Source organism: Rhodococcus sp. JS3073, assembly GCF_026810085.1.
GTDB classification, from domain to species: Bacteria; Actinomycetota; Actinomycetes; order Mycobacteriales; family Mycobacteriaceae; genus Rhodococcus_F; species Rhodococcus_F wratislaviensis.
This window is the reverse complement of the sequence record NZ_CP113952.1, coordinates 294,394-313,103: the sequence shown is the minus strand read 5'-3', so window position 1 is coordinate 313,103 and position 18,710 is coordinate 294,394. Positions and strand designations below refer to the sequence as shown.

15 protein-coding genes and 1 pseudogene are annotated in these 18,710 nt (G+C 64.4%); 2 read left to right on the top strand and 14 right to left on the bottom strand.

From position 1 onward, the window contains the following. Positions 1-51: 51 nt before the first annotated feature. The 14 genes and pseudogenes from OYT95_RS39515 to OYT95_RS39450 all read right to left on the bottom strand — a co-directional run bounded on the left by OYT95_RS39515 (position 52) and on the right by OYT95_RS39450 (position 15,832). A complete protein-coding gene (locus OYT95_RS39515) occupies positions 52-885 on the bottom strand; it encodes an alpha/beta fold hydrolase (RefSeq protein ID WP_268793015.1) in 834 nt (277 codons plus the stop codon). Between the two features lie 71 nt (positions 886-956). Then, the gene (locus tag OYT95_RS39510) at positions 957-1,871 is read right to left on the bottom strand and encodes a catechol 2,3-dioxygenase (RefSeq protein ID WP_268793014.1); all 915 of its coding nucleotides are present in this window, start codon (positions 1,869-1,871) and stop codon (positions 957-959) included. A gap of 44 nt (positions 1,872-1,915) precedes the next feature. Beyond that, a complete protein-coding gene (locus OYT95_RS39505) occupies positions 1,916-2,428 on the bottom strand; it encodes a 2Fe-2S iron-sulfur cluster-binding protein (RefSeq protein WP_268793013.1) in 513 nt (170 codons plus the stop codon). 151 nt (positions 2,429-2,579) lie between these two features. Then, positions 2,580-4,199 (bottom strand): 4-hydroxyphenylacetate 3-hydroxylase family protein, encoded by a 1,620-nt coding sequence (locus OYT95_RS39500; RefSeq protein ID WP_268793012.1) that lies wholly within the window; start codon positions 4,197-4,199, stop codon positions 2,580-2,582. Between the two features lie 37 nt (positions 4,200-4,236). Next, positions 4,237-4,806, bottom strand: a complete 570-nt coding sequence (locus OYT95_RS39495; protein ID WP_268793011.1) for a flavin reductase family protein — start codon at positions 4,804-4,806, stop codon at positions 4,237-4,239. A gap of 209 nt (positions 4,807-5,015) precedes the next feature. Next, positions 5,016-8,547 (bottom strand): annotated as a pseudogene (locus tag OYT95_RS39490) (protein kinase domain-containing protein). A 209-nt stretch (positions 8,548-8,756) separates the two neighbouring features. Next, a complete protein-coding gene (hemQ, locus tag OYT95_RS39485; RefSeq protein ID WP_268793273.1) occupies positions 8,757-9,452 on the bottom strand; it encodes a hydrogen peroxide-dependent heme synthase in 696 nt (231 codons plus the stop codon). A 128-nt stretch (positions 9,453-9,580) separates the two neighbouring features. Beyond that, on the bottom strand, positions 9,581-10,033 hold the full coding sequence (locus OYT95_RS39480) for a hypothetical protein (RefSeq protein ID WP_268793010.1): 453 nt from the start codon (positions 10,031-10,033) through the stop codon (positions 9,581-9,583). A gap of 87 nt (positions 10,034-10,120) precedes the next feature. Beyond that, on the bottom strand, positions 10,121-10,534 hold the full coding sequence (locus OYT95_RS39475; protein WP_268793009.1) for an SCP2 sterol-binding domain-containing protein: 414 nt from the start codon (positions 10,532-10,534) through the stop codon (positions 10,121-10,123). A 258-nt stretch (positions 10,535-10,792) separates the two neighbouring features. Continuing rightward, complete coding sequence (locus OYT95_RS39470; protein ID WP_268793008.1) at positions 10,793-11,803, bottom strand: hypothetical protein; 1,011 nt, start codon at positions 11,801-11,803, stop codon at positions 10,793-10,795. A 324-nt stretch (positions 11,804-12,127) separates the two neighbouring features. Next, positions 12,128-12,433 (bottom strand): EthD family reductase, encoded by a 306-nt coding sequence (locus OYT95_RS39465; protein WP_268793007.1) that lies wholly within the window; start codon positions 12,431-12,433, stop codon positions 12,128-12,130. Positions 12,434-12,467: 34 nt separating this feature from the next. Next, positions 12,468-13,322, bottom strand: coding sequence for a dioxygenase family protein (locus OYT95_RS39460; protein ID WP_268793006.1), 855 nt, complete (start codon positions 13,320-13,322; stop codon positions 12,468-12,470). A 141-nt stretch (positions 13,323-13,463) separates the two neighbouring features. After that, positions 13,464-14,786 (bottom strand): cytochrome P450, encoded by a 1,323-nt coding sequence (locus OYT95_RS39455; protein ID WP_268793005.1) that lies wholly within the window; start codon positions 14,784-14,786, stop codon positions 13,464-13,466. Positions 14,787-14,860: 74 nt separating this feature from the next. Beyond that, positions 14,861-15,832 carry a PDR/VanB family oxidoreductase gene (locus OYT95_RS39450; protein WP_268793004.1) on the bottom strand — a complete coding sequence of 324 codons (972 nt, stop codon included), beginning with the start codon at positions 15,830-15,832 and terminating at the stop codon, positions 14,861-14,863. 428 nt (positions 15,833-16,260) lie between these two features. Between OYT95_RS39450 and OYT95_RS39445 the strand changes: the two genes are divergently transcribed. After that, a complete protein-coding gene (locus OYT95_RS39445; protein ID WP_268793003.1) occupies positions 16,261-17,193 on the top strand; it encodes an AraC family transcriptional regulator in 933 nt (310 codons plus the stop codon). Between the two features lie 172 nt (positions 17,194-17,365). Further along, positions 17,366-18,391 carry an AraC family transcriptional regulator gene (locus OYT95_RS39440; RefSeq protein ID WP_268793002.1) on the top strand — a complete coding sequence of 342 codons (1,026 nt, stop codon included), beginning with the start codon at positions 17,366-17,368 and terminating at the stop codon, positions 18,389-18,391. Positions 18,392-18,710: the final 319 nt, after the last annotated feature.

Genomic DNA, 18,710 nt, shown 5'->3' with positions numbered 1-18,710 from the left:
GTGCTGAACTGCGACGGCCGCGGACACCTTCATCGTTGTCGTATTCTGCGGCTACTCGGACAGAAAGTCCGCGACCAGGCTGTTGAACCGGGCCGAGTGTTCGATCTGAACCCAGTGACCGCAGCGTCCGAACACGTGCAGCTGCGAGCGGTCGATGAGTTCGAGCAGCTGCAGCGAGTTGGACAACGGTATGACCTGATCGTCGCGGCCGTGCACGATGAGAGTGTCGTTCGTCAGGCCGGCGATCAGTGTTTCGTCGACGGCCATCTCGTCGACACCTTGCTGGCGCGGTGCCGGGAACATCGCACTGAATGCCTCTTGAACGCCTGGTCGGGTCGCGGCCGCGAGTCGAAGCTCGGCGAGCTCATCGTTGACCAGCGAGCGGTCGTAGGCGAAGACATCCAACAGTTTGCGCATGGCCGGTAGGGAGGGCTCGAAACCCCAGACTGCGTCGAGCCCGTCGGTGATCTCGAAGGGCACCCCGACGCTACCCATCAGCACGAGCCGGTCGACACGCTCGGGGTTCTTGGTCGCGATGTTCAGGGCGAGTGATCCGCCGAAGCTGTTGCCCACGATGGATACTTTGTCGAGGCCGAGAGCATCGAGCAGGCCCACGAGATGATGGGTCCAGGTGGTCGAGTTGTATTCGACGCCGTCGGGGCGTTCGGTGTATCCGAACCCGAGGATGTCCGGTGCGATGACGCGGAACTTTTCGGCGAGGTGGGGGATGGTTGTGCGCCAGTTCGCCCACGCGGTGACGCCTGGGCCCGATCCGTGGATAAGGACGACGGGGGCACCTTCTCCCACATCGTGGTAGTTGGTAGCGACACCGTTGACGTCGATGGTCTTTGCGATTTCGGGTGATTGTTCGGTTGTGGTGGTCATTGGTTTACTCCGTGACGGTGCAATCGTTGTGGACTTCCGGTCGCGGGCGTCGGCGTGTGATGGCCGGTGCCTTAGGTGACGACGGTGAGGAAGTTCTGGTCCAGTTCCCGATGGGTGAAGTTGATGCCGCGGGCGGCCTGATCCATGGTCCAGGTGATGGTGCGGAAGTCCTTGCCGGTGCGGTATCCGCCGGAGAAGACTTCGTTGCGGTTGCCGGCGGGATCGAAGAAGTAGATTGTCTCGCCGCGGGTGATCCCGTGACGCGCCGGACCGAAGTCGATCGGCACGTCCTCCATGGAGAAGACGTCTCCGGCGTGGAGTAACGCCGACCAGTCCGCGATGTGATAGGCGAAGTGGTGCAGTTTGCCGTTCTCGCCTTGGACGAAGGCGATGTCGTGTGGCTGCTCGCCGCAGAACATCCACGAGCCGACGAGTTCGTTGTTGTCCTCGCCGCCGACGAGGCGTTCGGCGGCCTGGAAGTCGAGCGCCTCGGTGAAGAAGCGTTCCAGCAGTGTGGGGTCTTCGGTGGTGATGAGGGTGTGGTCGAGGCGTGGTACTCCGATGCCGCGGGTTCCGCCGCGCGGCCACGGGTCCGGGTTCCATACCCCTGTTGCGGTGCCGACGTACTCGATGTCGCTGTAGAGCTCGAGGGTGTGTTCGGACGGCAGAGTCACGCGCAGGCCGTCGCCGACGGATTGATTGTCGCCCTTGCTCATCCGTTCGCAGGTGGCGCCGAACGCACGAACCCGGGTTTCGATCTCGGCGAGCGAGTCTTCGTCGGAGACCTTGTAGCCGAGTTTGATCAGTCCGACGCCGCCTTCGTTGAGGACGACGGAGTGGTGGTCTGCTTCGTCCCAGGACTTGAAGTAGACGGTGCCGTCCTCTTCGTGGACGGCGTCCATGCCGAGGGTGTTTATGTAGTGGTTCTTGGCCTCGGCGAGGTCGGTGACGTTGATGTGAACATAGCCCAGTCGCAGCACGGACATGGTGGGTACCTTCCTGTGGTGTGATGTGTATTCGCGGCCACGGTCTACGTGGAGCGTTGTCGGGACCGGCCGAACCCTGCGAGGACATCGACGAGACGGTCCCGTTCCCCGAGTTCGATGGTCACGTCTGATTGAGGACAGGCCCGGCAGGGGAGGCACTTTCGCTGCCCGGGATCGCGGTCGGGGCCGTCGACGACCGATTCGCTTACTGGCGTGCGGTAGACGACTTGCCCGTCGACGAGCGTGGCTCGGCAGGCTCCGCAACCGCCTCGCCTGCATTTGTATCGGGACCGGTAGCCCTGCCGGCGCAGCGCATCGACGATTGATTCGTCCGTGCCGACACTGATGCGGATCCCGTTGGGAAGCACGGTGACCTGATACTCGCGCGGTGGTAGTGAATCTGAGGTGTGAGCGAGCGACGGGTCGGTCATTGTTCCTCCGCACTGCTGCATTTCTCTCCCAGCGGAGGACGAACCCCGCAATTGCTGCGTGCGCGGGGGGTGCAGTGCGCCTTGACCAGTGCCTTCGCCGTGCGGGGTCACGTCGTCGTCGGTCATGGAAGCACGTCCATCGCTAGGACTGATGTGGGGATTGGGGGGCTGGTGGCGGACTTTCTCGGACGAGACCCAGCCCGTTCGCTGTCGAGAAAGCCCGCCGTCCAGTGACGCTCCGCTGTCGTCGGGAGGGTCTCTCGTTACTCGGCTGGTGCTACTTTCGGCCGAAGTACGAGACGTCGTCGTTGCCGATGAGGTCAGGGACAGTCCAGCCGTCGAGGTCGTACTCGCTCATGAACTGCTCTGCCAGACCCCGCATGCCCGACACCACTCCGGTGGCCTGCGCACCGAACAGCAACTCGACCTTGACGTTTTCGTGGTTGCCGGAGTAGTTGCGCTCGTACAGTTCGTGGCGCCCACCGAACTCGGATCCGATCGAATCCCACAGCGCCTTCATCACCTTCACGCGGTCGACCGCGGTGATGCCGTCCGAGCCCCGCACGTACTTGTCGAGGTACGGACGGATTTCCGTCGACTTGAAGTCGGCCGCCGAGGACGGGAGGTAGATCAGCCCGGAGGCGACGTCTTGTTCGATGATCTCCTTGATCCTGGGGTAGCCCTGCATCATGAACATGCGGTAGGTCAGGCCGTATTCGAGCTTGGGGATGACGGTGTCCCCGATCCACTGTTCCGGGTCGCGCGCCATTGATTCGGTCAGTGACCAGAACAGGTTCCGCCAGCCGATGACCTCACCGACGCGGGTCTGCACGCCGCGGAAGCCGCCGGCACCGGTGCAGTCGAGAGCTTTCATGAGCAGGCCGGCGATGAAGTCGAGTTTGACCGCGAGCCGGGTACAGCCCTGCAGCATGGCGCGCGGGAGGAAGCCGGACTGCGGGAAGAAGGTGTTGATCTTGTCGACGGCCCCGTACATGAAGACGTTCTCCCAGGGCACCAGGACCTTGTCGAAGACGAGGATGGCGTCGTTCTCGTCGAACCGGCTCGACAGCGGGTAGTCGAAGGGTGTCCCGGTGATCGCCGCGTTCTGCGCGTAGGACGCGCGGGAGATCAGCTTCACCCCGGGTGCCCCCATCGGGACCGTGCAGATGAGGGCGAATTCCTTCTTCTTGATCGGCAGGCCGTAGTGGGCGATGAAGTTGTAGTTGGTGATCGCCGAACCGGTGGCCACCACCTTCGCACCGGAGACGATCAGGCCCGAGTCGGTTTCCTTCTCCACCTTCATGAACACGTCACCGACCTCGTCGGGCGGGAGCTGGCGGTCGACTGGCGGGTTGATGATCGCGTGGTTCCAGTACAGGACCTTCTCCTGCGATTCGCGGTACCAGCGTTCGGCGTTGGCCTCGAACGGGGAGTACAGCTCCTTGTTCGCGTGCAGGGTGCCGAGGAAGGAGGCCTTGTAGTCGGGGCTGCGGCCCATCCAGCCGTAGGTCATCCGCGCCCAGGTGGCGATCGCGTCGCGGTCGGCGAGCACGTCTTCGGTGGTTTTGGCGGTCCGGAAGAAGGGCATCGTCACACCGCCGTTGCCGGTGTCGGTGCCGGTGGTGAGGGTGTCGACGTGCTCGCCGGTGTGCAGGCTGTCGTAGAGGCGGGCGATCATGCGAACGGAGTTGCGGAACGCGGGGTGGTTGGTGTGGTCTTTGACGCGCTCGCCGTGTAACCAGATCTCACGGTCGTCGCTGATGGACTCGATATACTCGTCGCCGGTCATCGGTTTCGTGGCATAGGTCTGGGGCTGGTTGACGGCGGCGTTCGCGGCCGGATTGACCTGCGTCGGTTCGGTTCCGGCCGCGTCGGTGGCGGGGTCGGTGACGGTCATCGGTAATCCCTTCGAAGTGCGGTTGGTGATTGTGGGTTCAGGGGATGGACAGGGGGGACCTGGCGTGCAGTGGAGTGAAGGAGGTCGTCGCGTCGAACCATCCGCTGTGTGGGTCGTCCATGCTGCCGTTCCAGGCGGTGGCGGACGGCTCTGTGCCGATGTGGTGGAACTTGCTGCGGTAGAACAACAGCGGCGCACTCTCCGTGACAGTGACATCGACGATCTCACCGATGAAGATGATGTGATCGCCACCGTCGTATTCGGCCCACGGCGTGCAGGACAGCGTCGCCGCCGATCCGCACAACAGGGGCGCGGTGGGGCCATCGGCCCATACCGGGCCGGGTACCTGCGAGCGACCGGCGAAGTGCATGGCTGTATCGGTCTGCTCGGCGCCGAGGATGTTCACGGCGAAGGGGGCGTCGCTCAGGTACTGGCATGCCTTCGACTTGCGGGTGAGTGTCACCTGGCACAGTGCGGGCTCGAGGGAGACCGCGGTGAACGCCGTCACCGTGGCGCCGTGGGGTGTCCCGTCGGTGTTCCGGCACGTGATGACCGTGACACCACTTGCGAACTGTCCGAAAATGTCCCGTAGTTTGCGTGCGTCCATCGGTGGCCACCTTCGCTCTCGTTCGACCTGTTTGGCCTGCCTGGTGAGTACGGGTCTCACGCTATGGCGGGGGTCACAAGCCGTCGATCCACTCAGCGAAAGAGTGATCCGCTCGGCGTAACGAACATCGGTCCGGACATGGGCAATGGCCGGCGGGCCATGATGCGCCGCCCTCGTAGTCCCCTCGGGTGCCCCGGCCGCCGGTGGCTTTAGTCGGGTGCGTGCGGTGGGGGTGAGGTCGTCTCGCTGGAGGCCAGGACCGCACTAAGGAACGGTTCAGGAACCACGGGCCAGCCGGCATCCCATTCCTGGCTCTCGTGCAGTTCTGCCAGTGTGGCGACGAGCTGGGTCAGAGCTGGCCCCTCGTCGCACAGCGGCCGTATCAACCCGAGGCGGGAACACTGTGCGACGAGGGGAACCAGGGCGGTCAGGGCATCGTGTTCTCCCTGCACGCGGCGGGTGGTGACGACGTGCAGCAGGCTCGCGCGGAGTGTGGCCCGTGGGCGGTGCAACGCGGTGGCCTTGGTCACGAGCTTCTCGGCCCGCCTGTGCGCCTGCGTGGCGTGGCCGGGATCTCCGCTTGCCAGGAGCCGGCGAATGGCAGAGTCTTCGTTGAGCTCCGCGGTCACCTCGGTGACACCGTTGACGGGATGCGATGTCGGCGCCGCGGTATCGGGGAGGGCACTGGCCATGGTCATCGCGGGCGGATACTGGCCTGGGGCGATCCGCCACCGGGTGCGTTCGTTTTCGATCCGTGCCGCCAGCCGCGGCAGCGACAGCGCCGTGGCGATCTGGGTCCCCTCGTCCAACCGATGTTCTGCCGCCGCGAGATCGCCGCGCAGGGCCTTGATCCGGGATCCGGTGCCGAACGTGACAAGCATGAAATCTACGACCCCGCCCTCGGATCCGAGTTCGGAGCATTCGTCGAGAAGGCGTTCGGCGTCGTCGAGAAGGCCTTGCTCGTAGAGCGATTCGCCGAGCATCGTCCCGGCGAGCCGGGTTGTGTAGGAACGGTGGCCCCCCGACCGTCTGGCGAGATCGTAGGCTTTGCGGTAATAGTGTTCGGCCTCCTGCACATTCAGCAGTTCGCTCTCGGCCAGCCCAGACAAGCAGTATCCGTAGATCACACTGAATGGGCCGGACGTGCGCGCATGGAAGGGGGCGGCCCAGTCTTGCCAGCGCTTGGCGGCCTCGAAGTCGAAGCGATGAATGGCCTCATAGGAGGCTACGTTGGCCGAGCCCGCCAACGCGAAAGGGCGGAGAGTCTTCTCTCGTGCCAGGCAGTCCGAAATCAACTCGGTGAGATCATCGATCCGGTCCCGGAACAGGTCCGCAGCTGCCCGGACAAGTGACGCTTCGGCACGCAGGGCCGCGGTTGCATTCCCCGACTCGGGTAGAGCCGCCAGCCCCACCTGAACGGAGTCGAGGGCGCTGTCGACGATGGCTGGACGATGGTGGAGCAGGATGTGCGCCCAGGCCGCGGCGATCTGCAGATGCGGGCGGCGCTCGATCTGATCGGGGGGCAGTTTGCCGATCAACCCGAGAACCGTCGCCATCTGGGAGCGTTCGATCAAGGCGAACCCGCGAGAGTCGACGAGTTCGGCCGCGTGGTCCGGTTCTCCCGCAGCAAGCGACTGGTCGACGGCCTCACTGAGGAGCTCGTGCTTCGCGAACCAGCGTGACGCGGTGCGATGAAGTTCGGCGATTCTGGCCGGCTGGTCGCGCTGTAGTCGGCGACGGAGAAAGTCCGCGAAGAGATGGTGGTACCGGAACCACTCGCGGTCGTCGTCGAGGGCTCGCAGGAACAAATCGCGTTCCTCGATCTGCTCGAGCAGGCCCTGGCCGTCGGCGACGCCGCCCAGGGTTTCGGCGAGGTCAGCACACAGGCGTTCGGTGACCGAGCTGGCCAGCATGAAGTCGAGGATCTCGGGCTCGAGAGCGTTCAGGACGTTCTCGGCGATAGCCTGCGATCCCTCGGTGACGGCCGGAGAGATGGGCGATGAACTCTGCCGGATCGTCACGTCCCCGCAACGACAGGGTGGCCAGTTGCAGGGCGGCGACCCAGCCCTCGGTGGAGTCCTGCAGAGCGCTGATCGCGTGCCGATCGAGGGCCAGTCCGCCGACGTCGACCAGGAATCGCCGCGATTCCTCCTCGTCGAACCGGAGCGCGGTGGAGTCGATCTCGACCAGCTCGTCTCGCACCCGCATCCGGCCGAGTGGAAGGCCCGACTGGCTGCGGCTGGTGACCAGCACTTGGAGGTGATGGCAACCGTGGTCGAGGAGAAAGCTCATCGCAGCGATCGTGGCGAGATCACTGACCAGATGCCAGTCATCGATCACGACGGTCATGGGATCCCTGCTGGTATGGATCTCGTTGATCAGGGCAGTCAGGACGAACCGGTCGGCCTCGTCGCCATGATCTTCGAGGATCTGGCCGAGTTCCTCGGCCAGATCGGGTCGGACGACACGAATCGACTCGATGAGGTGGGACAGGAACCACACGACGTTGTTATCGTCGGCGTCAACACTCAGCCAGGCCACCGCGACACCGTCGTCGGCCAGGATGTGCCGCCACTGCGCTGCGAGGGTGCTCTTGCCGAAACCAGCGGGGGCGTGAATCAAGATCAGCCGACGGCGGGCGGCTTCGTGAAGACTCTCGGCGAGCCGGCCGCGCTCCACGAGGGCACGGGACGGAGTCGGTGGCCGATACTTGGTGGAAGCACTGGGCGGCTGCCGCGACGGTTCATCCATTTCAGAGCGCTGACCGAGTTCCGTCGGAGCGTAGTCGACCGTTCCGGTGTCGCTTCGTGGGGGAGAAGCCGGGGCTTCCGGGTGCGAGTCCTGCGGCAGAGCCATCTCGTCCTCGGCCAAGCCGTGGCTGCGTTCGATCGCGCGTAGCTGATGTCCCAACTCCGCTGCAGTAGCCGGTCGCCGGCCGGGATCGCGGGACATGGCGGATTCGACCGCGGCACGGACATCAGCGGGGATACCGGCTGAGGGCAACCGCGGGGCCGACTCCGCGGCGATCCGCAAGAACTGAGCGACGATCTGCTCACCGGAGCGGCGTTCGAAGGCAGCGTGCCCCGTGAGCAGACAGAACAACGTAGCTCCGAGCCCGTAGACGTCGGAGGCAATGGTGGGGGGATCACCGGACAGGACCTCCGGTGCCGTGAAGGCCGGCGACCCGGTGATGGTTCCGGTGTCGGTCTCGAATCCGCCTGCGATCCGCGCGATCCCGAAGTCCGACAGCTGCGGCTCGCCGTAACTGGTCAGGAGAACGTTGGCCGGTTTGACATCACGATGAAGGATCCCCGCACGGTGCGCGGTTTCGAGGGCGCCGGCGAGCTTCACCCCGATTCGGACAGCGGCGCTCCACTCGAGCGGGCCACGGCTCCGAAGCACCGCATCCAGGGAGCCGCGCGCGTGGTACTGCATGACGAGGAACTGCCGACCACTCGTGGTAGCCCCGATGCGCAACACATTGACGATGTTCGGATGGCCCGAGAGTTGCCCCATGGCACGTTGCTCGCGGAGGAACCGGGCGTAACCGTCCTCATCGAAGGTCGAGTTCAGCACCTTGACAGCCACTGTCCGGTCCAAGGACGGCTCTCGGCACCGGAAGACTACACCGAAACCTCCGTGCCCGATCTCGCTGACCTTCGCGAAACCCTCGGCTTCGAGTTCAGCCTTGAGCACAGGAACAAGTCCGCGACCAGGCCCGGGGCCGTCCTCGTTCGTCATGGATACCACGCCCTCATCGGGCGAGGAACCTCGCGCATCCGGTCCATCCTGCGCCGCCACGATCCTTGCCCAGCCCGCTCATCACCCGCCGCTGTGCGGCGACGGACACCCGAGCCGGTGGTGTCTCGACTCTCCCTCCGATGAGCCTACGCGTCGCGAAAGACCAGGTGGACCGAAGTTCGAACCGAGCGAACACCGTACCTTCGCCCTCACGGAAGAGCGGTGATCAGCGTGTCCACCTCCACCCGCGGGCCGGTGAAGAACGGCACCTCCTCGCGGACGTGCAGGCGGGCCTCTGTGGCGCGCAGGTCGCGCATGAGGTCGACGATGCGGTACAGCTCGGGCGCCTCGAACGCGAGAATCCACTCGTAGTCGCCGAGCGCGAACGAGGGCACGGTGTTGGCGCGGACGTCCTTGTACGTGCGAGCCGCCATACCGTGGTCGGCGAGCATCTTGCGCCGCTCCTCGTCGGGCAGCAGGTACCACTGGTAGGAGCGGACGAACGGGTACACGCAGATGTAGTTGCCCGGATCCTCACCGGCCAGGAACGCCGGAATGTGGCTCTTGTTGAACTCGGCGGGACGGTGGCACGCGACGTTGCTCCACACGGGCTTGCTCGCGCGGCCCAGTGCGGTGGTGCGGCGGAAGTCGGCGTAGGTGGCCTGAAGGGCTTCGATGCTCGCCGAGTGCGTCCAGATCATGAAGTCGGCGTCGGCACGCAGGCCGGCCACGTCGTAGAGCCCGCGCACCACGACACCCTTGTCGGCCTGACCTTCGAAGAAGATCCGCGCCTCCTTGATCACAGTTTCCCGGTCGTCCCCGAGTACACCGGGTTCCACCTGGAACACCGAGAACATGAGGTAGCGGATCTGGGAGTTGAGCGCCTCGAAGTCAGGGCGCGGCAGAAGACTCATTGCCCACCGGTCTGGGGGATAGGGAGGTGAGGGGAGGGGGCGCCGCGGCGGTCGAACGCGACCGAGCGGTGCGAGAAGATGGGCATCAGCATCCTTCCTTCGGATGGAAGGGTGATCGATCAGCTCGCGACGGACAGCATGACGATCATGCGCAGTGCTGTCACCGGATGGGTCAGCAGGCCCTTCACGACCAGCTTGTGGGTCACGATGTCGCGAAGAACGCCTAGTCCACGCCGGGTGAAGAAGCCGACAGGCAGTAGCCCGCCTGCCTTCATTTCCAGTTGGGAGACGTCGAGGATCTGTCCCACGGTCGCCCATACGACGACGGCGGGGTTGTTCACGATGTCGTTGCAGACGGTGGCGTGATTGTCTCGAAAGATGATGGTCGCGGCGGCGTTGGTGTCCGTGCTGAACACCGCGACCGGCCGGCCGAATGTGCGGGCCAGGTCGACTCGTTCGGGATGATTCTGAAGATTTTGTTCCAACAGGGTCGACAGGATGCTCGCGACGCCGTTCGCGTCGTCACCGTCGTAGAGGGACAGGGTGTACGTGGTGGAGTGAACCGTTGTCATCGTGGGCCTTCCAAGGCGCTGCTAACGATAGGGTGCCCGCGCAGGCCGATGGAGTGCCGTCGACCTGCGCGGGCTCAAGGTGTGGTGTCAGACTGCCCACTCGGTCGGTACCCGACCCCAGGACAGCAGGAAGTTGTTGAGAGCTCGGGCGTTCTCAATCGCGGCGGTCATCGGGCCCTTGGCAAACTTGAGTTCGCCTGCCATCAGGAGTTTTCCAGCTTCCTCGTCACCGTCGGCGGCGCGCTGCCACGCTTCGAGCCCACCGTTGAGGACGATCCACAGATCGTCTTCGTCGAACTTGCGGGGAGTCCACGAAATGACCTCACCCTGGTTCCATTCGAGGTGAACGGTCAGGTCCTCGCGGCCGGTGACCGCGAGTTCCATCCTGTTGGTGAACGACGACGGGTCCTTGAACCCGCGGTAGACCGCCTCGTTCGCGTTGACAGCATCGCGGGCGGCATCACACCACTCCGGTGAAAAGAACTTCAACTTGTCAGTCATGAAACGAGCGCTCCTTCGAATTGTCTTGTGCTGTAGACCTGTTGGGTCTGTTTCCGTCGGTGGTGCCGTGTCCACCCGACCATGGACACGGCACCTCTCCGTACCCCACCGAACGGCCACCTGCACCCGGTCCGAGAAACCTCAGGGCTTCGCTTGCCCCGGCGAACGCGAAGAGGTGTCGCGGCAAACCGGTCGGCGATGGTGCGGTGACGCCAACATGATTCGGTGGGAGTCTTACTGGGTGGAGGATTCGGCTGATCAGACGCCTTGCAGGGTCCGTTCGCGGGGCGTGGTGCGGCTTTCGGCGTTCCGCGTCGCGGGAATTCCGAGACCGCCGAGCACGATCAGCGCAACCCCGGGAACGACGAGCCACCAGGTGAGCGTTGTCGTGGGTTGTGTCGCGGTGGGGATACTGGCCGCCGCCTGAAAGTTGTCGACGTTCTGTTCCATTCCTGCCACCAGGGCCTGGAACCGCGGGAGGATCTCGTTGAGCTGGCCCATGCCGGCGGCAACAGCGGGGAAATTCTGGCCCATAAAACTCTGAAACTGGGTGGGGTCCATCTTCAGTGCTTCGGCGAGCGCGGGGGCGGTCTCGGCCTGAAGTTGGTCGGACATCTTTTGGATGACGTCCATGTCCGAGCGCACCGCGGCAACACCTTCGTCGGTGAAGATCGGGCCAAAGGCCGCAGTGAGGTCATCGACGGCCTGGGTTTTCGCCGGCACCGACAGGATCAGTGGTGCGATGACGAAGACCACTCCGGTGGCGACGGTGACCAGCAGGGCGACTCGGGAGAGTCCGCTCCGCGCGGGGTTCCGTCTGAGGACCAGTGCGCCGCCGGCAAGGACGAACAGGACTGCACCGGGGACCAGGAAGAGATAGGGCACGGTGGTGCTCGGCAGGAAGTTGGTCGGGATCTGATCCGCGCTGCGGAAGTTCGGGGCTTGGGTCTCGAGCCCGGTCACCAGGCCCTGGAACTTCGGGAGAATGGTGTCGAGTTGTACGATCCCGCTCGCCACATCAGGAAAATTCTCGCTCATGAAGCCCTGAAACTGCTCTGGCGGCATCCCGAGCGCGTTCGGGAGTGCGGGAAGGGTTTCCGCCTGCAGTTGGTCGGCCATCGCCTGCACGGTGTTCATATCCGTTCGCGTCTGGATCAGTGCGTCCGGTTCGAAGCTGCCACGAAGATCACCGGTCAGGGTGTCCACGCTCTGCGCCTTGCTGAGCATTCCCGTCACGAGTGGGAAGAGGAACAGTACTGCGCCTATCACTGCCACACTGGAGAGTGCGAAGGTCCTTCTTGCCGGCATTCCCGGCCTCCTTGGGGTTGGGGAAATCGCTGTATGCCGGAGATCCGGCGTCGATGGTGGGGTGACGACTGCGGCGACCGCGGAGTGCGGGCACTGTCACCGGGCATCGTGTGAGGTGCGACCGACGCCGCACTGGGTTCGTGCGGTGCGCACGCTTCGCATGGGTGGCCGGTCGTGGGGGCCCATCGAGCCGAGTCTCGTGGGCTGGCCGGTTCATGGGTCGAGAACGCGAAGGAATCAGAGCAACCCACCGACGGGAATCCGAGCTCTGTGGCCCGGGTCGATTCAGCCGAGCGTCGCGGCGAAGTGCACGATCTGCACACCACCGGTCGCGAAGTTGGGTACGTCGGCCACCGCCGCCGCTCCCTCGGGGGCGGACAGCGCAGCTGCCATGGCTTCGGCGGAGTCGAAGTCCGCCTCGAAGACGGCAATGAATGGTGACTCGCCTTCCGCCGCAGCAAGGTTGATGCTGTGGCGGGTCGCACGCACGCCGGGAAGTTTCCGGGCGATCGGCAGATGGGTGTGCTGGTAGTACTCCCGGAACTTCTCCGGATCGGTGGGCTCGCCATAGAGAACCATCAGTGTGTGCATCGGTGGGTCCTTCCGGGGGATGCGTTGGTGCGGGTCATGGTTCGACCGCGCCGAGGACGAAGCAGTAGGTGGCGCGGACGGTGCCCTCGGGCCCGGTCGTGAGGTCGAGGACGAGTTCGGGGTCGATCCTGTCGCTGACCGCATCGGAGGTCGCGCCAGTGTCGAAGTAGAGTTGTGTGGTCACGGGGAAGTACCCGAGCTTGGTGACGGTGGCATGTACGGTCGACGGTCGCCAGGGGTTCCATTTCGCCTTCGTGAACAGGGTGCCGACCGCTCCGTCCGCCGGTATGCGGTAGGGCTTGGGCAGGATGGTTTCGATTTCGAAGCGCCCGTGGTCGTCTGTTGTCACGACACCGCGGAGGTTGTCTGCCGGGATCCCGGGCGTGAAGCCTGAGTAGTGGCCGCTGTCATCGGTCTGCCATATGTCGAGGTTCGCGTAGGCGATGGGGGAGCCGTCTGTGGCAGTCACTCGTCCGGTGAGTATCAACGACGTCCCCGGCTCGTCCGCGCGCATCGGCAGCACGCACGGCGACGTCAGCTGTGGTTGCCCGGGAATGTAGTAGGGCCCTTCGGTGCTGCTCGGGGTCGCGCCGTCTGGGTTCGCGCGTTCTGTGATGGTGCGCTCGGCAAACAGGTCCAGGAGCAGCGGCCACTCTCCGTTGTCGCCCAACGAGATCAGCCAGGACTTGAGGGCGTGGAATTCGGCATCGGTCACGTCATGTCGACGGAGAACGTCGACAAAGGCGGCGGCGGCTGCTCGGGCAAGTTCCGAGATGCGCGCCGATGATGGATTTGCGCGGATTGCGCGGAGGGTGCGCTCTCGAACGAGCTGTGTTGCCGTGTAGCTCGGTGTGTCCAAGGCCGTTGAGGCGCTCGTGTGAGCAGTCATTCCGGTTCTCACTGACAGTGGGTCGGTGATGGCGGCGGTGGCGCCGTGGGGTGTGGGTACGACCCACACGGCGCCACCTGCCGTCGTGTCACATGCTGGTTCGGATATCGGGACTGGCCCCGGGGTGGGCGTAGTGGGAAACTACGGGCGGTCCGCGGGGAGCGGGTTCTGGCTCGCGTCCCACTCGACGCGGACATGGTCGGGACCGCGGAAGGAGGTGTTCGGTGAGTACGTCCATTCCTGGTCCTGCACCAGGCGCAGGTGCGGGAGACGATTGGTGGTCTCCTCCAGCATCACCCGCATCTCCATGCGGGCCAGGCCCTGGCCGAGGCACAGGTGCACACCCCAGCCGAAAGCCAGGTGCTCATCGGCGTTCTCACGGGTGATGTCGAAGGACTCCCCGTCCTCGAACTTCGCGTCGTCGTGGTTGGCGGATCCGGTCAGCATCATCACCCGTGACCCGGCCGGCAGGTCATAACCGCCGAGCCGGACCGGCCGCGTCGTGATCCGCCGCCAAGTCGGCACGGACGACTGGTAGCGCAGGATCTCGTGGACCGCGCCGGGGATCAGCGTCGGGTCCGCGCAAATCGCGTCCCATTGATCGCGGTTCTCGAGCAGTGACTTGAATCCGCTCGCCGCGGCATTGGTGGTCGTCTCGTGCGAGGCGTACAGGTGGCTCTGCATGATCGACGCGAGGTAGGTCTTGTCCCACACCTCGTCGTTGCCGTCCTTCTGCCAGGCCTTGATGATATTGGACATGTAGTCCTCGCCCGGTTCCTCGGCCAGCTTGTCGACGTGTTCACGCGCGTACTGAAGGTACGCGGCGTAGTCGCCGGCAAGGGCAACCTGCTGCTCATCGGTGGGTCGACCCCACAGCCACAGCGCGAACCGGGCCGCATACCCGCGGACGCGCTCGACCTCGGCCTCCGGCACACCCATCAGGATGAACGCCGTCAGCGCCGGTACCGAGAAGGTCATGTCGCCGACCATGTCGGCCCGGCCGTTCTTGACGATCGCGTCCAGGCACTGGGAGACGAACCGGCGGGTGTAAGGCTCGAGTTCGGCCACCTTGTTGTCGTTGAGGCCTTTGCGGAAGACCCTGCGCCGCTTGGGATGCAGCGGTGCGTCCTCGTCGACGAGCATGGTCGAGGGCACGAAGTTGGCCTCGGCCAGCACATCCATCGCCGCCGGGCACGGCGGGGTGATCATCACGCCGGCCTCGCTCGCACTGTAGGACTCGGTGTCCTTGAAGATTTCGATGATGTCCTCGTAGCGACTGACGATCCAGTAGTCGATCTCGGGGCTGTAGAAGACCGGCTCCTGTTCGCGGACGGACTTGAAGACGGGGTACGGGTCCTGCTGGTACTGCTCGTCGAACGGGTTGAACTCGGCGGCGAAGTGGCTGACCGGGCACTTGCCCGCGACGATGTCTTCGGCATTCGGTGCCGGAGTGGTTTCGGTCATCTTGATCCTCCTGGACGTTGGGTAGCGGCAGATCGGGCTGAACGCCGCACGATGTCGAACAATGGGTCGGATGGCTACATGTCGAGGACGATCCGCGGTGAGCGTGCCCGCGAGCAGCAGATCATCATCACCTCGTTCTCCGCCTTCTCGTCGTCGTCGAGCACCGCGTCGCGGTGATCGACCTCGCCCTCGAGCACGGTTGTCTCGCAGGAGCCGCACACTCCCTCGCCGCAACTGTTCGCGGCCTTGATCCCGCACGCGAGCAGGGCGTCCAGAATTGTCTGGTCCGGACCGACGGTGAGGGTCTTCCCGGATCGGGACAGCTCCACTTCGAAAGCGGTCTCCACGTTCGGATCGAGCTCGACGACGGTGCCGGAGAAGTGCTCGACGTGCAGCCGCGCGGACATCTCGAGCTGGGAACACCGCGCGGCGAGTGCGTCGAGGAGCCGTTCGGGGCCGCAGCTGTAGATGTGCACGTTCGGGCCGAGATCGTCGTCGATCAGCGTGTCGAGGTCCAGCCGTGTTCCCTCGTCAGAGACGCACATCTGCACGCGGCTGTCGTCGGAAAGCTGTTCGAAGAACGCCATCTTCGGGCGTGAGCGTCCGGCGTACACCATGCGGTAGGCGATGTCGTTGTCGGCGGCGGCCTGCATCATCGGCAGCAGGGGCGTGATGCCGATCCCTCCGGCGACGAAGAGATACTCTTCTGCCGGCTTGAGTGGGAAGTTGTTGCGCGGCAGAGAGGCTGTGAGTGTGGAGCCCTTCTTCACCTCGTCGTGGATGTGCTGTGACCCTCCGCGGCTGTTGGGATCTCGAAGGACGGCGACCTCGTAGCGGGAACTGTCGCCGGGCGTGCTGTGCAGCGAGTACTGCCGCACCATGCCGTTCGCCAGGTGCAGATCGATGTGTGCGCCGGCCTCCCAGGTCGGGAGGGTACTTCCGGTGCCGTCGATCAAGCTCAGCGTGAGCACGTCGTCGCATTCCTTGCGGACTTCGTCCACCACCAGTTTGAGGGTGGTGTTCGGATAAGGGTTCTCGGGGGACATAACAGCCTCCATGGGGCGGGGAAGCGGGCGATCATCGGTCGATGAAGACACGGTTGGTCTGTCGGATCGCAACCGCTTGCCGTGGACATGCGGTCGGAGTGCGATCTCACAAACAAAGCTATGGTGTGGCCGAGCTCATAGCTATCCACGACGCGTCGCGTCCTATCCGCTTTTCGACACACCGCTTCTGTGCCGGATCGCACGGGCGTCAGGTCTCGAAAGATCCAGCAGTGCAGTGGTGTTCGGGTCGTCTGCGTCAACTCCAGGCGGCTCGAAGTCCCTTGGATCCATTTTCGGGGTCCCCGATGCGCCGTTCTTCCTTGACAAATATCTAGTGATGGCGCTCACAATGGCGTTGACGATCTGGGCCCGCCCGGGAGGGTTCTTCGGGCGACAGGCGCAAGACAGTGAGAGGTTTGTAAACCCCGATGGGCACACACAGCACTACCCGATTCACCGACTGGCACGAAGTGCACGAGGCCGTCGCCGCAGCGTATTTTCCGCACGAGATGAGGCCGCTGACGACCGGAGCTGCGTCTCGATCGGCCCTGAAGTCGGCGACGATCGGATCGTGCCGGATCACCAGCATGCGGCTCGGCGCCGAGGTGTCCGTCGCGACCGACCACCCCGGAGCCTATGGCGTCAACATTCCGGTCTCGGGACGGTTCGAGTCGGTAGTCGGCAAGACCGCGGTCCTGTCGCTGCCTGGCCAGGCGACCATCTGTCCGCCGGACACCCGAACCGTCATCCCGCACTGGGGTCCCTCATGCCGCCTCATCGGGTTCAAGGTCGAGAAGAGCTATCTGCAGCATGAAATGGACCGCGTGCTGGGTCGTCCGGGAAAACTGCCGATGCAGATCGATCTCCGCAGCGGTCGGGGGGCGAGCTGGCTCAAGTTCGTCCAAACCGTCTTCCACCAGGTCGCTGACGACGCCGGCCTCTGGCGCGACAGCCTCGTGCTGACCCAGCTCGCGGGCACCCTCACCACTGCATTTGTCCTCGCGGCCACGCCAGACGAAGAGGACAGTCATCGCGGCGCGCGCCCCCGCATCGTCAAGAGGGTCATCGACGCGATACATGCCGATCCGGCCCGCGCCTGGACACCCGGGGAGATGGCGGAACTGGCGGGAGTCAGTGTGCGCCGACTGCAGCAAGGCTTCCGGGAGTGCATGAATCAGACACCATTCGAATACTTGTTCGAAGTCCGTCTGGAGCGCGCACACGCCGAACTCGTATCGGCCGGTCCGCCGGCCACCGTCGCAGACATCGCCTTTCGGTGCGGGATCACCCACACAGGCCGGTTCGCCGCGGCGTACCGCGACCGGTACGGCAGCACCCCGTCGGAGACGTTGAAGCGCTGAGATCGGCCCCGGTGCGACGGCCTCGGGCGCGTCCGCGCGCGAGTGCCCTAGGTGCACGGCCGAGCGGCCACTTTTCTAACGCGATGCCCATTTGGCATAAAATGTGATGTGAGTCATACTCTGCGCACTCGGCGAGTGCGCGCCGCAGTGCCGGAAAGGTGAACAGACTTACGTGGCTGACCACTGGATGGGGCCGGAGAAGACCGCGTCGTCCGCATCGGGACGCGGCGCCCCTCCGTGTACCTCGATCAATCTGCACAGCGAAGACGTCGAAGAAGCCGTCGCCGGTGTCGGCGAGGTCTTTCATCCCCACGAACTCACACAGGTCGGTGCCGGCTCCGGATTTCACGCCGACCTGAAGGCGGTGGTTGCGGGATCCATGGTCTCCGGGCAGCTGCGCTACAACAACAACACGGACCTCTACTGCCCGGCCATCGACGGCTATCACGTGAACATCCCGATGTCGGGTCGGCTGCTCTCGGAATCGGGGGGCGAGCAGACCGCAGTCGAGCAGGGCAACGCTGTCGTTTACTCCACGGGCTCCGACGCTCGCATCCTCACCCCGCGAAGCAGCCAATTGCACGTCTTCGCGATGAAACTCGATCGCTCCACCATGCATACCGCGATCCAGGATCTGCTCGATCGGCCCGTCTCGCGACCGGTTCAACTCCACGGCGGGCTGGATCTCACCACCGTCAACGGGCGTGCCTGGCGCCGCCTCGTGCTCGATACCTACCGCAGCCAAATCGAAGGGACGTTCATGGCGAATCCCCTTCTCGCGGCACCTTTGACCTATTCGATCGCGGTGGGATTGCTCAATCTCACCGAACACCAGTACGCCGAGGAGCTCACCAGGCCGGCGATGCGTACCGCCCCGGCTCCGATCAACGAAGCCGTCGAGTACATCACCGCACACGCGGCGATGCCGTTGTCTCCTGAACTGATTGCCCGAGAAGTAGGTGTGGGCGTCCGCGCACTGCAGCGCGGTTTTCGCGAGTACCTGGACACCACCCCGATCGAGTTCATCCGGAACGCCCGGATGAAGCGAGCCCACGAGGACCTCATGGCGGCCGACGCGGAAACCGACACCGTGTCCGGCATTGCCAGTCGCTGGGGCTTCTACCACTACGGCCGATTCTCCCAGGAGTATCGGCGAATCTACGGTGTGAGCCCGTCCCAAACCCTGCGCTCAGCCTGACATCTGTCAAGCGGAGTGTTCCGTCGGGAGCCGCCGAACATCGGCGAGGCATTCGCTCGCACGTATTCACCGAACTCATCGCACATGACACACTTCGCTCCGAAACCAGCGCTGTCGCAATACGTACAGCGTGTGACGCACACTGGATAGTGGCGCAGATCATATGCGCGTAAATTTGCAGATACCTCGCAGGATCTCGCCCCGCCGTGAGCCCACCCGCGGTGCGAGGTGTGATCTTTCTGCCGAGTCAGGCGATTCGGCCACTACGTGCGACGCACACATTATTCGACCGAGTAGCAAGCAGGTCAGCTGATGAATC

Excerpts from the sequence above, each read along its gene's own strand:
- OYT95_RS39445 (WP_268793003.1), top strand. The coding sequence starts at position 16,261 with ATGGGCACACACAGCACTACCCGATTCACCGACTGGCACGAAGTGCAC.
- OYT95_RS39465 (WP_268793007.1), bottom strand. The coding sequence starts at position 12,433 with ATGCACACACTGATGGTTCTCTATGGCGAGCCCACCGATCCGGAGAAG.
- OYT95_RS39510 (WP_268793014.1), bottom strand. The coding sequence starts at position 1,871 with ATGTCCGTGCTGCGACTGGGCTATGTTCACATCAACGTCACCGACCTC.
- OYT95_RS39505 (WP_268793013.1), bottom strand. The coding sequence starts at position 2,428 with ATGACCGACGACGACGTGACCCCGCACGGCGAAGGCACTGGTCAAGGC.
- OYT95_RS39450 (WP_268793004.1), bottom strand. The coding sequence starts at position 15,832 with ATGTCCCCCGAGAACCCTTATCCGAACACCACCCTCAAACTGGTGGTG.
- OYT95_RS39460 (WP_268793006.1), bottom strand. The coding sequence starts at position 13,322 with ATGACTGCTCACACGAGCGCCTCAACGGCCTTGGACACACCGAGCTAC.
- OYT95_RS39480 (WP_268793010.1), bottom strand. The coding sequence starts at position 10,033 with ATGACAACGGTTCACTCCACCACGTACACCCTGTCCCTCTACGACGGT.
- OYT95_RS39500 (WP_268793012.1), bottom strand. The coding sequence starts at position 4,199 with ATGACCGTCACCGACCCCGCCACCGACGCGGCCGGAACCGAACCGACG.
- OYT95_RS39475 (WP_268793009.1), bottom strand. The coding sequence starts at position 10,534 with ATGACTGACAAGTTGAAGTTCTTTTCACCGGAGTGGTGTGATGCCGCC.
- OYT95_RS39495 (WP_268793011.1), bottom strand. The coding sequence starts at position 4,806 with ATGGACGCACGCAAACTACGGGACATTTTCGGACAGTTCGCAAGTGGT.
- OYT95_RS39455 (WP_268793005.1), bottom strand. The coding sequence starts at position 14,786 with ATGACCGAAACCACTCCGGCACCGAATGCCGAAGACATCGTCGCGGGC.
- OYT95_RS39515 (WP_268793015.1), bottom strand. The coding sequence starts at position 885 with ATGACCACCACAACCGAACAATCACCCGAAATCGCAAAGACCATCGAC.